Source organism: Bacillus pumilus, assembly GCF_038738535.1.
Taxonomy (GTDB): domain Bacteria; phylum Bacillota; class Bacilli; order Bacillales; family Bacillaceae; genus Bacillus.
On record NZ_CP046128.1, the window covers coordinates 1,864,936 to 1,878,424 of the forward strand.

A 13,489-nucleotide genomic window follows, 5' to 3' on the forward strand; every position below is an offset into this window, starting at 1 on the left:
GCTGATCGATGTCAGCTGCTTTTTTATTTAGTCATTCCATTGGTACGTCCAGAAAATTTCTTCATCGAACCATTTTTGGACGACAGGTTCTTTGTTTTTCAGCTTCTGTTCAAGCTCTCTCAGCATGCCTTCTGTTTGCGTTCTATGCGCTCTCAGTGCATTTAATTTGATATCTGCTACATCTGTAATGTCGATCATAATATCTGCATTTCCCAGCACTTCTTCTCTATTTCTTGTAATGGCCATGCAGTATGTGACAGGACGGTCTTCTTTTTTCTTACGGTAAAGAGCGCGAATAACCGCTTCTCCTGTCGCATCATGATCAGGATGTACACCGTGTCCTGGATAAAACGTGACAATCAGTGTAGGTTTGACTTCATCAATGATGTTTTCCATCACATCAGCTAAATACTCGTCGTCTTCAAATTCCAATGTTTTATCACGAAGTCCAAGCATACGTAAGTCTGTGATATTCATTTCTTTGCAGGCATTGATTAATTCCTGTTTTCTTAATTCAGGAAGTGTTTCGCGATTGGCATATGTTGGGCTGCCCATATTTCTGCCCATTTCCCCAAGTGTCCCGCATGCATACGTGACTGGGATTCCGCGTTTTCTGCTTTGTGCAATGAGACCTGCAACCCCAAAGGATTCATCATCTGGGTGAGGCAACATCACTAGTACATGTTCGTTCATGACTCGTCACCCTTTCTTCTACACCTGAAATGGTGTTTCACTAATTTGTAATGAGATCGCTAGTTTTCCGTCTGGCAAGTGCCCTGCTAACAGCAGGCGGCCATGGTCATCAAACACATAATCCGTTAATCCTTCTGCGTAAATCCAGCCATCTTCTGTTTTCATTCCAACACGGTACGGACCTTGTCCTTTTATTTTCGCCTGTGAATAGACGACTTTCGCATTTCGGATATAAGCCACGACCGTCATATTTTGTTCATTTACATGAGCTGAATAAGAACCAGTTGTCGTTTCAAGATGAACGAAAACTGGACGATTTAAAAACGATTCAAGATGTGTTGTGACATCTTCCGTTTGAATTGGTTTCATGAGTGGTTCCTTCCTTCATTTTGAATTAATTCTCGCAGCTTTTTTGTATGTAAGCTGATCAGCTGCAGCTGATGATCATGCTCAAGCTCACTTTCTAATATTCTCTCTACAGCGAGCACATATTTTTGATGGAATGATTTTCTCGCCCGCGGATGAGTGCGCGCATCGCTTAAATCATCACATATCGCCTCGAGTAAAGAAGACATATCATCGACATCAAGCTGACGATTTTTCCATAAAGATTGATAAGCGGCTGCAAGCTCATTGGCAGATGACATGTAATCACCTCTACAGTTTTGGTAACAACTTATTATGACATGATCCGCATTCAAAAAAAAGCAAACTGCTTGTTCCACTTAATGAGAATTCGCTGTTTTTTTCATGCGTAATTGAGAGGTAGTAAATAATAAAATCGCCACCCAGATACAAAGAAACGTCACGATTTTAGCTGAAGATAAATGCTCGTGATACACAAATAACCCCAAAAACAGCGTAATCGTCGGTGCAATGTATTGTAAAATGCCCACTTGATAAAGAGGAATTCTTTTTGCGCCTTCAGAGAATAAAAGAAGTGGCACCGCTGTAAAAACCCCTGCAAAGAATAAGAGACCAAGCGATCCGAAGCTGTTAGGATTCATTGTCACCACAGGTTCTTTTAAGAAGAACAATAAGTACACAAGGGCCGCCGGGGCTAAAAGCAGCGTTTCAATTGTCAATCCAATTGCACTCGTGAAGCTCATTCTTTTTTTAATCAATCCATAAAAACCGAAGCTAAAGGCAAGTAATATCGCAACGACAGGAAATGAACCGTACTGAATCGTGGAAAGAATCACCCCAGTGGCGGCAATTAGTATCGCAATGGTTTGTAATTTATTGAGCCGCTCTTTCAAGAAAATGATGCCTAGTAAAACAGAGACAAGCGGATTAATATAATACCCTAAACTAGCTTCTAGCATGAGATGGTGATTGACTGCCCAAATGTACACATACCAGTTAACCGAAATTAAAATAGCAGATAAAAGTAGTGAAAAAAGTGCTTTACCATCCAGCATGAGCCCCTTCACTGTCTGCATCGCCGGCCGGACTTGTTTTAAATACAGTAGAATACCGCACATAAAAACAAATGACCATAAAATTCTGTGCGCTAAAATTTCGCCTGACGAAATATGCTCCATCAGTTTCCAATATAAAGGGAATAGTCCCCATAATGTAAAAGATGCTGCCGTATAGAGAACACCTTTTGATTGTTGCTGATCGTTCAATCTAACCATTCCTTTCTAAACCTATCGTATATTATAGCACGCACTCAGGTGAATGGGCATATACTAATTCAGGGCATTTAGAAAGGATGATTTGCATGTTTGACTGGAACCGATTATTCCCTTTTCAAAAGCAATTTTCAAAAGAAGCCTTAAAGAATTCAGACCCTAAAGACGTTGAGCAGTATGTCAATCAAGTGATGGAAAGTGTATTCGGCTCCAATTATCCTGCTCAGTTCCCTTTTCAGGATCCACTCTCTCAACATCAAAAAACGAGAGAAACAGACGTCAAAAAAGAAAAAGAACCCGAAGTGGAAGTGTTCGAAACCACTGATCACGTGTTCGTTAAAATTGAGCTTGCTCGGCCGAACACAGAAAAAGTAAAAATCAAACATACAGCCAACCTGCTGTTTATTGATCATTTTCCTGAGGAAGGCACGCAGAAGAAAGTTGTCCTTCCTGCTGCTGTAAAAAGAAAAGGAACGAAGGCTTCGTATCAGGATGGTATTTTGGAGATTATGTTTTTAAAGCATGATGATCCGGGGATCTCTGAAATCGATATTCCATTATAAAAAGCCTGCTTTCATATAGAAGCAGGCTTACTCTTTTTTCTTAATAGTATGGTGGATATCCGCCGCCATAAGGTGGTGGAGCAGGCGGTGGTGGTGGGTAATATGGACGGGGATAATTAAAAATCGCACTTCCTAAAAATCCGCCAAGCAGTCCGCCGACTAAAGGAGCGCCAAAACCAAAAAACAAAGGGACTCTGGATTCATATGGCGGAATGCCAGGGGCGCCGCCTCGGAAATACGGAGTATGAGGGTACATGCATTTCTCCTCCTTTGTCATGTGCCTAACATCAGCATATTCATCAGGAGTCAAAACGTTTGGGCAAACCTGAAACTAGGCTTGCTCCTTTTTTTCATGAGATTCTGTATACTCCCCTGCCCACCTAGATACCTCATGAAACACATTATTTAGCGCATTTCCTTTTTCAGTTAAACAATAAATGACTTTAACAGGCGTCTCAGGCAGAACAGTTCGCTCTATAATCCTTTCTTGCTCAAGTTCTTTTAAACGCTCTGCGAGCATTTTTTGACTGATAGATGGGATAATGTCCGTCATGTCTTTAAAGCGCTTTGGACCATCAAGCAATACATGAATAATGAGACCATTCCACCTTTTGCCTAGCAGTAAAAAAGCTTGCTGAATGTGTGGACATAATTGAAATTCCATAAATTTCAGCCTTTCTTTTCATGATTGTTTGACAAACTAACGGTATACAATTTAAAATAGCTCTAGTTACAATAAGTAAGTTTCTCACTTTTTTAGTTATTGTACCATACTATTTGCAAAAACGGGAGGAAATATCCATATGGCGACTGATCAAAAAACAATTGACATTTTAAAACAAAGAGCTTCAGTAAAAGAGTATGATACAACTCATGAAATGACAAAAGAAGAGTTAACAGAGCTTCTTGATATCACAACTAAAGCACCATCTGCGTGGAACCTTCAGCATTGGCATTTCACTGTTTTCCATAGTGCTGAATCTAAAGCGAAGTTACTTCCAATCGCTTACAACCAAAAGCAAATCTCACAAGCATCAGCTGTTATTGCTGTACTAGGTGATCTTGAAGCCAATCAAAATGGTGAAAAAATCTACAGTGAGCTGGCAGAACAAGGCTTCATTACTGAAGACATCAAAGAAACATTGATGACTCAAATCAATGGCGCATACCAAAGCGAGCAGTATGCACGTGAAGCTGCGTATTCAAATGCTTCATTAGCTGCTATGCAATTAATGATTGCTGCAAAAGCAATGGGCTATGATACATGCGCAATGGGTGGTTTCAGTAAAGACGCCTTCATCAAAGAATTCAATGTAAGCGGCCGTTATGAGCCAGTCATGTTGATTTCAGTTGGTAAAGCAGCGAAAGAAGCTCATAAAAGCAATCGTTTCGACATCGAACAAGTATCTGATTTCCTTTAAAATTGGCAAGGCCTCAGCTTTCATGCTGAGGCTTTTTTTATTTGGTTTAAATATTATTCCTACATACTTTCTTTTCACTTTACCCCTTTTCACCTTCACCCTTTCTCCTTTTTAAGAATGAAAGCGTTATATTAGTATGATATTCGCCAAAATGATTGTTTTTTCTGAAAATGGTCTTGTGATCTAATCTGACAACTGCTATTATTATGAAATTACAAAAAATTCAGGAGGGAATCATGAATAAAAAATTGATACTGGCACTACTTATAGCGATTCCATTCATCGGACAGCTCGCACTGCTGCCCTTTGCAAATCGTATTCATCCATTTGTGATAGGGCTTCCTTTTTTCCACTTCTGGCTCTTACTATGGATTGTTCTCACACCAATCTGCACATTCATCATTTACCGGATGCAACATTCAAATGGAGGAACTGACTAATGCAAGGAAATTTAACAGCTTTATTGATTACTGCAAGTATTATTTTCATCGTCGTGGTCATCGGATTTGCCGCTGGCCGGGATAAATCATCGAGACAGTCAGTAGAGGAATGGTCTGTCGGCGGGAGAAAATTTGGCGGTCTGCTCGTCTGGTTCCTCGTAGGCGCAGATTTATATACCGCTTATACCTTTTTAGGGCTCACTAGTACAGCCTATACAGCTGGAAGTGTCGCTTTTTTCGCTATCCCCTATTCAGTTCTAGCGTATTTTATTGCTTATTTCTTCTTACCAAAGCTATGGACGGTTGCGAAAAATCACAACCTCACAACGCTCGCTGATTATGCACGTGAGCGGTTTGACAGCAAGCTGTTATCCAGTTTGATTGCGATTATTGGAGTACTTATGCTGATTCCTTATATTTGTCTTCAGCTGAGCGGGATTCAAGATACGTTAACTGTCGCTGGTACTAGTTATATTAATGTGAATGCAGTTGTTATTATTTCATTTATTTTAGTCGCACTTTATACATTTTTCAGTGGTATTAAAGGTCCTACATATACAGCCATTATTAAGGATATTCTCGTTTGGGTCATCATGCTGTTTATGGTGGTTTCACTGCCAATCATTCATTTTAACGGCTGGACCCCGATGATGAATACGTTAGCTAAGGAAGCGCCACAGCTTCTGACGATCCCTGACGGCGGTCCTAAAGGCATTTTATGGTTCATTACCGCTTCAGGCGTTTCTGCCCTTGCTTTGTTTATGTGGGCGCATGCGGCAACAGGGGTTTTTACAGCCAAAAGTGCAGATGCCATCCGTAAAAACAGTATGTTTTTGCCTCTTTATAACATCGTATTGATTTTGGTCATCTTCCTTGGATTTATTGCCTTTTTAGTCTTACCTGAAGATACAAATCCAAGATTTGCTCTTCTTCATTTAATTCAAACGTCATATGGTGGTGTGATGCAGGGCCTCGCTTATTCAACAATTGCACTGGCTTCCCTCATTCCATGCTCGATCATGGCCATTGGCGCATCGAATTTATTTGCCAATAATTTATACCGTGACTTAATTCATCCGAATGTATCACCAAAAAGATTGACCATCATTACACGTTCAATGGTGTTTATCGTCATCGGACTGGCCCTTTTATTTGGGATGCTCTTCCCAACAGCACTTGTAACGCTTCAGCTCATTGGCGTTTCAGGAATGGTTCAAATTTTCCCAGCCATTGCGATCAGCTTGTTCTGGAAAAAACAATCGAGAGAAGCAACGATTGCGGGGTTAGTTGTTGGCATCATCGTCACCTTTACAGCCAATATCTCACAAGTCACGTTCGGTCTTTATGAAGGTTTTCTCGGTTTACTAGCAAACGTTGTGGTCATCTTGATCTTGAATCCATTCTTCCAAAAGCATGTCACAGACAATTCTGTCATAAATGATCTTTTTGAAAAAGATAACGAAAAAACAGAAGCGACTGTAAACAACGCGTAAACATAAAAAGAGCAGTCCCCCTTATGAGGACTGCTCTTTCTTTATTTCATTTCTTTTTTCAAAACTTCAATGGCTTTTTTCATTTGTGTATCATTGTTCTTTAGCTTATCTTGGATCTTTGTCATCAGTAATGTCGTTGTATCTCCTGTCAGAATACCGTCTGTTTTCAGATCGTTGTCTGTTTGGAAGCGTTTGACGATAGACTGGAAAGCTTGATCGTACTCACCATTTGCTTTTGCTTTGTAGCCAAGCGCTTGGAACATTTTTTGAGCCGCTTTGACTTCATCTCCATTGTCATTCAGCTGATACGATTTTTTCGGACTTAAGTATGGCAGCTTTGCATAACTTGGGAGCGATGCTTTGACCTGTGGTTCAATTCCTTTTTTGTGAATCCAAGAACCATCCGGCGTCAGCCACTTGGCAATGGTTAACTTGACGCTAGAACCATCATTATAGCTTTGTGCATTTTGAACAGTTCCTTTACCAAATGTCTTTTCACCAATAATTTTGATACCTGAAGATTGGTGCAGAGCCGCCGCCATGATTTCAGCAGCGCTGGCTGAGCCGCCATTTACAAGAACAACTGCCGGCTGATGAACTTTACGTTCTTTTTCAGCCTTGTACTCTTCTTTCTTCCCTTTTTCTTCAACTTGCATGATGACTTTCCCTTTATCGATAAAGTCATTACTCATTTCAATCGCTTCTGTCATAATGCCGCCTGGATTATCTCTCAGGTCGATGACAAAGCCTTTTGCCCCTTTTTTCTCGAGGTCATCAATGGCTTTATCTAGCTCTTTCGTTGTTGTTTCAGCAAAGGACGTAATTTGGATTTCTCCTATTTTGTCTTTTGTGAGTTTTGCATACACCGTTTCAAGCGGAATGGTGTCTCTTGTGATCGTCACATCAACATTGCCCACTCCTTGGCGGTTAAGGTGCAGCTTGACATCCGTTCCTTTTTTCCCTCTAATAAGAGAAACTGCTTTATTGACCGACATGCCTTTTGTGCTTTTCCCATCCACCTTTAAAATACGATCATGAGGTTTCAAACCAGCTTTTTCAGCAGGAGAGCCTTTAATCGGCGCGACAATTAAAATTTGCCCATCCTTCTCTTCTACTTGTGCACCAATTCCTTCAAATGATGATGAAATGGTGTTGTTAAATCCTTCGGCTTCCTCCTGATCCATATATGTAGAGTATGGATCATCAAGTGATGCAATCATTCCTTGAATCGCACCATCTACTAGTTTTTGATCATCCGTTTTTTCGTAATACTCATCTTTTACCTTCGTATACGCCGCCATGAGTTTACTAAACTTCTCGTCTCCTGAGACACTGACAGCCCCTTGTTTTGTGATCACAAATGTAATCGCAGAGGACAGGGCCGCTGTCACCAGAATGGCGATCACGAACTTAAATTGTTTTTTCAAAAAAACACCACCTTTATCTCCTTTCATTATTATCAAGGACGATGCTTCATCCGTCAACCAAAGGATCGAAGTTCTCTTTGAAAAGATAAGCCATTTGACCTTGCATTGCATAATCTTTAAAGAGGAACTTGATAAGGAAAGAAGGGATTTTATGAGTGATTATGTAGAAATGCTTGCCTATTTTGGCGTATCCAGTGCCCATCCTGGCGGAATTGAGTTAACAAAAACGATGCTTGAGCATATAAAATTGACGCCGGATGCACGTATACTGGATGCGGGATGCGGGACAGGACAAACGGCGGCATATTTAGGAAATATCGGTTATCAGGTAGAGGCGATTGATACACACCCTTTGATGATTGAAAAGGCCAACTTGCGATTTGAGCGAGGAGAACTGCCGATCCGCGCATTGCAAGCATCGATTGAACAGCTGCCATTTCCAGATGAAGCGTTCACTCTTCTCATCAGTGAATCTGTTTTAAGCTTCACAAACCTTCCTGCTGCACTTGCTGAGATCAAACGAGTGCTTGCCCCTGGAAGTCAAATGATCGCAAATGAAGCTGTGTTAAAAGCACCACTTACACCAGAGGAGCTCGCCACCGTAAGAGATTTTTACGGGTTCCACTCACTCTTTTCACTTGAAGAATGGAAGGAGCAGCTAAAAGCAGCAGGATTCCATGACTTTCGCATTCTCTCATTTGATGAACACATGGTACAGGAGGAGCCGACAGAAATGGAATTATCTGAACACATCCCCCCTTCTCTTTACGAAACGCTGCAAACACACTACGATCTGATTCAAGCGCACCGGAAGCAGCTAAGCCACATTCTATTTGAATGTACCGTATAAAATGAGCGAATCTCCTATATGTTTTGTCCAAACTCTATGAGGTCTCTCGCATAGGATAAGAGTGAACAGAGTTTGTCATAAGGAGGAAAAATATGGAGCGCTATCAAAAGCTTTGTCAGCAGCACATGGGAAAAGTCGCTAGAATCACAGATCGTAATGGCAGAGTACATGTCGGACGCATTGAGCGGGTGACAAACCGTAAAGTGTATATTCGTCCAGTCGGCGGTTCTCGCGGCGGCTTTGGCTTTGGTTATTACGGAGGGTATTACGGCTGGGGTGCCGCTTATGGCATCGGGCTTGGTTTCATTACAGGTTTCGCATTAGCAGGATTGTTCTTTTTTTAAAAGAAGAATAAAGAAGGCCCCCCGAATAGCTGGGAGGCCTTTTTATTTGATTAGATTTTCTTCACTTTGTTCATGTACTCTTCAAATGTTAAATCGTGATCATGCATCGCTTTTGCTGCTTCTTTTCCAACATAGCGCAGATGCCACGGCTCATATTCATATTTTGTAATATCTTCTTTTCCTTTTGGATAACGAATGATAAAACCATATTTATAGGCGTTTTTAGCCACCCATTTGCCATCAGGTGTTTCACCAAACTTTTCAGAGATGTCAAAGCCGGCACTTTTTGAGGAAATGTCCATGGCAAGGCCTGTTTGATGTTCACTTTCGCCTGGTAAAGCTACTGCTTCCTGCGCTTTGTCTTTGCCTTTTAATTTGACTTCACTATCAAAAATGACTTTTTGACGGTCATAGGAGCGATAGCCAGATACTGCAGCCAGCTCGAAGTTTTTCTTTTTCGCATCTTTGAATAACTTCTCAAGTGCTTCCGCTGCTTCTTTACGAATATATCGTTTTTCAATATCCTCTGAAAAAGAGAATTCTACTTTTGGTACAACGAGATCAGAAGGTTTATAGGTTCCTGGTAATGCGTATTCTTTGTTGACAAGAGCTAGCACGTTTGCAGGATTTTGAATGGTTTTCAACCCACTTACCACCTTGATGTCATTGAAATATTCACTCTTTAATGTCAGCTCTTGATCCGATGAATCTGCTGTATTGTTTGAGTTTTGCTGGGTAGATGAATTTGTTGCGCTCTTTTGTTCGTTTGTTTTGTTCGATTCAGATGTACCGCTTTTTTGATCCAGCAACTGGCAGCCCGATAGTGCGGCTGTCAAACCAAGAATCGATGCGATTGAGAGTATTTTATAGCTTTTCTTCATGACATACCTTCCTTTTGCTCTTCTAAAAAAAATAAAGATGCGCTACATCGTAGCACACCCTTTATACTATTATAAAACGGAGTCTAGTGCAATTAAGATCATTTCGTCAAATGTCGTTTGACGCTCTTCAGCCGTTGTTTCTTCTCCTGTGAGAACATGATCACTCACTGTCAGAATGGATAACGCTTTTCGATCAAATTTTGCTGCAAGCGAATAAAGAGCTGTTGTCTCCATTTCAATCGCTAGGATACCGTATTGAGCCATGAGTTCAAGTGGTTTTTCATTGTAAAATTGGTCTGCGGTAAATACATTACCGACACGTACAGCGACATTTTTTGCTTCTGCTGTATCGTAGGCTTTCTTAAGCAGTCCAAAATCAGCGCAAGGTGCGTAATCAATCGGTCCAAACGCCACACGATTCATTTGTGAGTCTGTTGAAGATGTTTGAGCTAAAATGACATCACGCACGTTGACATCCCTTTTGATAGCCCCGCAAGATCCGACGCGGATTAAGTTTTGAACATCATAGCTTTGAATGAGTTCATTCACATAAATCGAAATAGAAGGTACGCCCATTCCGGTACCTTGTACAGAAACGCGCTTTCCTTTGTAGGTTCCAGTATAACCATACATTCCGCGCACTTCGTTATAGCATTCGACATCTTCTAAATATGTATCTGCAATATATTTCGCACGAAGCGGGTCGCCTGGCAGCAATACCGTTTCTGCAATTTGTCCTTTTTCTGCTCCAATATGTACACTCATTTTTTAGCCTCCACTTACGTTTACTATGTGATTTATCCTATTTAGTATAAACGATTGAGCCTAAAAAAGAAAATACCAGCTGAAGCTCAAGCTGGCATCGTCAATCATCTATTTAACTCATCGTCATCAGTCGTTCACTGCGTTTCCATCCTGCCGGAAAAAGCTGATAATAGCACTTTCCCTTCTTCTTATCATCAATCACAACAATATCACCTGTTGTCATAAACCGTGCATTGTAATCATTAGGGACTGTATCATGTACATTAAATGTCGAGAATGCTTTTTCCAGAACATCCAGGTGTGTTCTGCCGCCAATCTTTGTCCGGTACACAGGCTGATGCCCGCTTGCAGCGCCATATTCAGGTGTCTGATAAATGGTTAAGTGAAATGCTGAAGGTTTCTTTTGAAAAAATCTCAACGTCAATTGCATTCAAATCCCTCCCCTTTTATATAAAATTGGCTGGGGTCTGTCAATTTCCTTCTTCTATTTTTGTCGAATGACAGACAATTTTTCGTCAATCTTTTTACAAATGAGAAATAAAGCAAGTCCTATCGCAAAACCGCCTGCAACATCTGTCAAATAATGAACACCGATATACATTCGGCTGATCCCAATCAAAAGAACACAGAACCCCGTGATCAAGTAGACGATTTTTTGTCTTTCTTTCAGCCACGGAATCATTTCAACTAATAGATAAGCTATAAAAGGATAGATTGTGGCTGCATTCATCGAATGTCCGCTCGGAAAGCTGTAATACGTTTCATTGACAAGATGATCAAAGGCCGGTCGCTCTCTAGCAAACAGCCCCTTTAGTTCATGATTGATGGTTTTTTCTGTGAGATATAATAGAAAAAGCATCATGATAGAGTAATAGCGCTTATACATGAATAGTACGACACTAAAAATGAGCATGATTGGGACGAGCAGCGCACTAATGCCAAAGTCCGTCAAAGTCAGCATGACATTATTTAAAAAAGGGAGTCTGATGCTCTCAAACCATAAGATGATCTGGTTGTCCAATTCTTGACCCGCACCAGATACCATGAGCGCAGCAATGGCGCCAAATAAAATCAAAAGAAATAGGATATACACGCGAAAGATTCTCCTCCCTCTCTCTTCAGAATCTCTTCAAAGTATAGTGCCTACCACGCCTCTTCTTCAACTATCATTGCTTTTTTCAGCATATATTCAAACGTAATGTCAGCCAGCTCAAACGTTTCCAGCTCAGCAGGTATGTACCCTCTTTTGACCAGCTCCATGTAGAAGAATTCCGCAATTTCCTCTGTATCAATCACCAAATCTGCTTCTTTCATTACATTCCGCCTCCTTTTTTATGATGTATGAACGACGCCTGTTTTTTATTACAGTTTGTCATAATGGCTCATTCCATACATATAAATGCAGTAAACAAAAAGAAAAGGGGTTTGAGGCAATGAAATGGTTAAGCATATTAGATGGAGAAACGTTTGATCAGGTGATGGGCCGTATCTTGAGGGGATGGTTTTATGTGATTGTTTTTTTCTGTGTGCCTTATTTTTTATTCGTGTTAGGACAAGTCTTTCTTTAACCAAAATGTTCGTGTAAACTTTCCAATATAAAATCCATCATATCCTTGTATTCTGGATCTTCGAAAAATTCGTAGAGAATTTTATAGTCATTATATATATCAAGAAGCTCATCCACTATAGATACAGCGAGGAATTCTAGTGATGCTTCGCTTTCTTGTTTCTCTTCTAGTTGTAATAGAGCCGTTTGAACCATATCTTCTTCCATTTCTTTTGAGGTTTCACCGACGTAATGCACAAAAAGAAGCTGATGAACGAACTGGTCCATCTCATACTTCCTCAGGACAAGCGTTAAGTCTTCCTCTTCTGTTTCCAGCCACTCTCCGTCCTTTAGCCTCGTGAGTTCGTAAATGACATCTTCCCAGCCGTCATCAAGGTATCGCCATATTTCAGTCCGATGGCCAATAATTTTAAATAGCTCTTTTCCGTAATCTTTTACATATACAACATCGCCAATGAGGAACTCATATTCAATGTCCAGCTTTTCTGTATCCACAATCACCCCGTCGTACTCATCGTAAAGCTGAAGTGATGTTTCAAAATAAAGCACCTCATTATGATTGACCTCATACAAATAGTGCTGGTCAATTTGATGGACTTTTGTAATCGTTCCGACTGTGCCGTACATGACAACGACGACAATATCCCCTACTTGATATTTTGGTGCTTTCGCCTTCATTCTGTCTCCCCCTTGCCCGACTTTTGGTCTTAACGTATCGTATGCCGGCGCAAGGAATTCTGCATGGGCAACCACACCATGCAAAACGCCATTTTATTTCTCATAAAAAAACCGCTTCTCCCATCTGGAACAAGCGGTTGTTTGTTATTTTTTTTTGACTTCTACTTCATATTGCTCAAACGCTTCGTCAAATGTTGTCATTGAGCTCAAATAATCGCCATTTAATTCTAAATAGGCACACAGCTCATGATAATCAATGGACGCTTTCGGGAAGCTGTGATCCTCATAAGCAGCATTTGCAAAATGGCTGATTTCATCTTTCGGTTTTGGATGTCTGTACTTCATTAAATAATGGTAAAACGACTTCACCTGTTTTTCCCTCCGCGACACTCTATTTTGTTGTTATATTATACAGCAATTTGATGACTTGTATAGGCGGAGGTACAACTTATGATGAAAAGTCAAAGTAATTTCGCTTTAATAACCGCTCCATGCTCATTAATTCTTCGTATGAAATTTTTTCTGGAAGTTTTGTCTGATCCACTAAAATTAATTGATCTTCTATCTCTTTGACCGTCTCATCCTTTTGATATAACATGCCGCAGTGCGTGCAGGAAATGGACGGTGTTTCGATGATTTCAATTGATTGTGTGCCAGTGATCAGTTCCCAATAGACTGTTGTCTGCTCTGCGTTTGCTTTGTTTTCCTCACACCAATCACATGTCAGCAA

22 protein-coding genes are annotated in these 13,489 nt (G+C 40.6%); 7 read left to right on the plus strand and 15 right to left on the minus strand.

The features are described from left to right. Positions 1-27: 27 nt before the first annotated feature. The 4 genes from bshB2 to rarD form a co-directional block, all read right to left on the minus strand. Entirely contained in the window at positions 28-693 is a 666-nt protein-coding gene (gene bshB2 / locus GKC25_RS09180; RefSeq protein ID WP_187703918.1) for a bacillithiol biosynthesis deacetylase BshB2, read from the minus strand. A gap of 18 nt (positions 694-711) precedes the next feature. Continuing rightward, a complete protein-coding gene (locus tag GKC25_RS09185) occupies positions 712-1,062 on the minus strand; it encodes a YojF family protein (RefSeq protein WP_034660934.1) in 351 nt (116 codons plus the stop codon). Continuing rightward, a complete protein-coding gene (locus GKC25_RS09190) occupies positions 1,059-1,340 on the minus strand; it encodes a hypothetical protein (protein ID WP_034660935.1) in 282 nt (93 codons plus the stop codon). Before GKC25_RS09190 ends, GKC25_RS09185 begins: the two co-directional genes overlap by 4 nt. Before the next feature lie 78 nt (positions 1,341-1,418). Next, on the minus strand, positions 1,419-2,324 hold the full coding sequence (gene rarD / locus GKC25_RS09195; protein WP_095285293.1) for an EamA family transporter RarD: 906 nt from the start codon (positions 2,322-2,324) through the stop codon (positions 1,419-1,421). Between the two features lie 95 nt (positions 2,325-2,419). On the opposite strand from rarD, the gene GKC25_RS09200 reads away from it, so the two are divergent. Then, entirely contained in the window at positions 2,420-2,893 is a 474-nt protein-coding gene (locus GKC25_RS09200) for an Hsp20/alpha crystallin family protein (protein WP_034660938.1), read from the plus strand. Between the two features lie 40 nt (positions 2,894-2,933). On the opposite strand, the gene GKC25_RS09205 is transcribed toward GKC25_RS09200, so the two are convergent. Both GKC25_RS09205 and GKC25_RS09210 read right to left on the minus strand, forming a co-directional pair. After that, entirely contained in the window at positions 2,934-3,149 is a 216-nt protein-coding gene (locus tag GKC25_RS09205; RefSeq protein WP_034660939.1) for a hypothetical protein, read from the minus strand. 75 nt (positions 3,150-3,224) lie between these two features. Then, positions 3,225-3,557: a winged helix-turn-helix transcriptional regulator gene (locus GKC25_RS09210; RefSeq protein WP_034660940.1), complete on the minus strand. Its 333-nt coding sequence runs from the start codon at positions 3,555-3,557 to the stop codon at positions 3,225-3,227. Positions 3,558-3,696: 139 nt separating this feature from the next. Between GKC25_RS09210 and GKC25_RS09215 the strand changes: the two genes are divergently transcribed. The 3 genes from GKC25_RS09215 (at position 3,697) to GKC25_RS09225 (ending at position 6,247) form a co-directional block, all read left to right on the plus strand. Further along, positions 3,697-4,314 carry a nitroreductase family protein gene (locus GKC25_RS09215; protein WP_034660941.1) on the plus strand — a complete coding sequence of 206 codons (618 nt, stop codon included), beginning with the start codon at positions 3,697-3,699 and terminating at the stop codon, positions 4,312-4,314. 236 nt (positions 4,315-4,550) lie between these two features. After that, on the plus strand, positions 4,551-4,754 hold the full coding sequence (locus GKC25_RS09220) for a DUF3311 domain-containing protein (RefSeq protein WP_034660942.1): 204 nt from the start codon (positions 4,551-4,553) through the stop codon (positions 4,752-4,754). Further along, entirely contained in the window at positions 4,754-6,247 is a 1,494-nt protein-coding gene (locus GKC25_RS09225; RefSeq protein ID WP_034660944.1) for a sodium:solute symporter family protein, read from the plus strand. The genes GKC25_RS09220 and GKC25_RS09225 overlap by 1 nt, the downstream gene beginning before the upstream one ends. Before the next feature lie 41 nt (positions 6,248-6,288). On the opposite strand, the gene GKC25_RS09230 is transcribed toward GKC25_RS09225, so the two are convergent. Beyond that, positions 6,289-7,674 carry a S41 family peptidase gene (locus GKC25_RS09230; RefSeq protein ID WP_275718166.1) on the minus strand — a complete coding sequence of 462 codons (1,386 nt, stop codon included), beginning with the start codon at positions 7,672-7,674 and terminating at the stop codon, positions 6,289-6,291. A gap of 151 nt (positions 7,675-7,825) precedes the next feature. Between GKC25_RS09230 and GKC25_RS09235 the strand changes: the two genes are divergently transcribed. Beyond that, positions 7,826-8,524, plus strand: coding sequence for a class I SAM-dependent methyltransferase (locus tag GKC25_RS09235; protein ID WP_342689766.1), 699 nt, complete (start codon positions 7,826-7,828; stop codon positions 8,522-8,524). Positions 8,525-8,616: 92 nt separating this feature from the next. Beyond that, positions 8,617-8,868 (plus strand): hypothetical protein, encoded by a 252-nt coding sequence (locus GKC25_RS09240; protein WP_003216113.1) that lies wholly within the window; start codon positions 8,617-8,619, stop codon positions 8,866-8,868. Positions 8,869-8,918: 50 nt separating this feature from the next. Here GKC25_RS09240 and GKC25_RS09245 read toward each other — a convergent pair whose 3' ends face one another. The 5 genes from GKC25_RS09245 to GKC25_RS09265 all read right to left on the minus strand — a co-directional run bounded on the left by GKC25_RS09245 (position 8,919) and on the right by GKC25_RS09265 (position 11,828). Beyond that, positions 8,919-9,749, minus strand: coding sequence for a M15 family metallopeptidase (locus tag GKC25_RS09245; RefSeq protein ID WP_342689767.1), 831 nt, complete (start codon positions 9,747-9,749; stop codon positions 8,919-8,921). 69 nt (positions 9,750-9,818) lie between these two features. Next, on the minus strand, positions 9,819-10,514 hold the full coding sequence (gene deoD, locus GKC25_RS09250; RefSeq protein WP_012010274.1) for a purine-nucleoside phosphorylase: 696 nt from the start codon (positions 10,512-10,514) through the stop codon (positions 9,819-9,821). A gap of 112 nt (positions 10,515-10,626) precedes the next feature. Continuing rightward, complete coding sequence (locus GKC25_RS09255; protein ID WP_095285295.1) at positions 10,627-10,944, minus strand: YodL domain-containing protein; 318 nt, start codon at positions 10,942-10,944, stop codon at positions 10,627-10,629. 54 nt (positions 10,945-10,998) lie between these two features. Then, complete coding sequence (locus GKC25_RS09260) at positions 10,999-11,607, minus strand: phosphatase PAP2 family protein (RefSeq protein WP_187703919.1); 609 nt, start codon at positions 11,605-11,607, stop codon at positions 10,999-11,001. 50 nt (positions 11,608-11,657) lie between these two features. Then, positions 11,658-11,828 (minus strand): YozD family protein, encoded by a 171-nt coding sequence (locus GKC25_RS09265; protein WP_066030762.1) that lies wholly within the window; start codon positions 11,826-11,828, stop codon positions 11,658-11,660. Positions 11,829-11,947: 119 nt separating this feature from the next. On the opposite strand from GKC25_RS09265, the gene GKC25_RS09270 reads away from it, so the two are divergent. Further along, positions 11,948-12,082, plus strand: a complete 135-nt coding sequence (locus GKC25_RS09270; protein WP_258182067.1) for a hypothetical protein — start codon at positions 11,948-11,950, stop codon at positions 12,080-12,082. Here the strand turns inward: GKC25_RS09270 and GKC25_RS09275 are convergent. The 3 genes from GKC25_RS09275 to GKC25_RS09285 all read right to left on the minus strand — a co-directional run bounded on the left by GKC25_RS09275 (position 12,079) and on the right by GKC25_RS09285 (position 13,489). Further along, positions 12,079-12,759: a hypothetical protein gene (locus GKC25_RS09275; RefSeq protein ID WP_012010279.1), complete on the minus strand. Its 681-nt coding sequence runs from the start codon at positions 12,757-12,759 to the stop codon at positions 12,079-12,081. The genes GKC25_RS09270 and GKC25_RS09275 overlap by 4 nt on opposite strands. Positions 12,760-12,903: 144 nt before the next feature. Then, positions 12,904-13,128, minus strand: coding sequence for a YozE family protein (locus tag GKC25_RS09280; RefSeq protein WP_034660951.1), 225 nt, complete (start codon positions 13,126-13,128; stop codon positions 12,904-12,906). Between the two features lie 79 nt (positions 13,129-13,207). Continuing rightward, positions 13,208-13,489, minus strand: coding sequence for a YokU family protein (locus GKC25_RS09285; protein WP_080869528.1), 282 nt, complete (start codon positions 13,487-13,489; stop codon positions 13,208-13,210).

Excerpts from the sequence above, each read along its gene's own strand:
- bshB2 (WP_187703918.1), bottom strand. The coding sequence starts at position 693 with ATGAACGAACATGTACTAGTGATGTTGCCTCACCCAGATGATGAATCC.
- GKC25_RS09185 (WP_034660934.1), bottom strand. The coding sequence starts at position 1,062 with ATGAAACCAATTCAAACGGAAGATGTCACAACACATCTTGAATCGTTT.
- GKC25_RS09190 (WP_034660935.1), bottom strand. The coding sequence starts at position 1,340 with ATGTCATCTGCCAATGAGCTTGCAGCCGCTTATCAATCTTTATGGAAA.
- GKC25_RS09200 (WP_034660938.1), top strand. The coding sequence starts at position 2,420 with ATGTTTGACTGGAACCGATTATTCCCTTTTCAAAAGCAATTTTCAAAA.
- GKC25_RS09205 (WP_034660939.1), bottom strand. The coding sequence starts at position 3,149 with ATGTACCCTCATACTCCGTATTTCCGAGGCGGCGCCCCTGGCATTCCG.
- GKC25_RS09210 (WP_034660940.1), bottom strand. The coding sequence starts at position 3,557 with ATGGAATTTCAATTATGTCCACACATTCAGCAAGCTTTTTTACTGCTA.
- GKC25_RS09215 (WP_034660941.1), top strand. The coding sequence starts at position 3,697 with ATGGCGACTGATCAAAAAACAATTGACATTTTAAAACAAAGAGCTTCA.
- GKC25_RS09220 (WP_034660942.1), top strand. The coding sequence starts at position 4,551 with ATGAATAAAAAATTGATACTGGCACTACTTATAGCGATTCCATTCATC.
- GKC25_RS09225 (WP_034660944.1), top strand. The coding sequence starts at position 4,754 with ATGCAAGGAAATTTAACAGCTTTATTGATTACTGCAAGTATTATTTTC.
- GKC25_RS09235 (WP_342689766.1), top strand. The coding sequence starts at position 7,826 with ATGAGTGATTATGTAGAAATGCTTGCCTATTTTGGCGTATCCAGTGCC.
- GKC25_RS09240 (WP_003216113.1), top strand. The coding sequence starts at position 8,617 with ATGGAGCGCTATCAAAAGCTTTGTCAGCAGCACATGGGAAAAGTCGCT.
- GKC25_RS09245 (WP_342689767.1), bottom strand. The coding sequence starts at position 9,749 with ATGAAGAAAAGCTATAAAATACTCTCAATCGCATCGATTCTTGGTTTG.
- deoD (WP_012010274.1), bottom strand. The coding sequence starts at position 10,514 with ATGAGTGTACATATTGGAGCAGAAAAAGGACAAATTGCAGAAACGGTA.
- GKC25_RS09255 (WP_095285295.1), bottom strand. The coding sequence starts at position 10,944 with ATGCAATTGACGTTGAGATTTTTTCAAAAGAAACCTTCAGCATTTCAC.
- GKC25_RS09265 (WP_066030762.1), bottom strand. The coding sequence starts at position 11,828 with ATGAAAGAAGCAGATTTGGTGATTGATACAGAGGAAATTGCGGAATTC.
- GKC25_RS09270 (WP_258182067.1), top strand. The coding sequence starts at position 11,948 with ATGAAATGGTTAAGCATATTAGATGGAGAAACGTTTGATCAGGTGATG.
- GKC25_RS09275 (WP_012010279.1), bottom strand. The coding sequence starts at position 12,759 with ATGAAGGCGAAAGCACCAAAATATCAAGTAGGGGATATTGTCGTCGTT.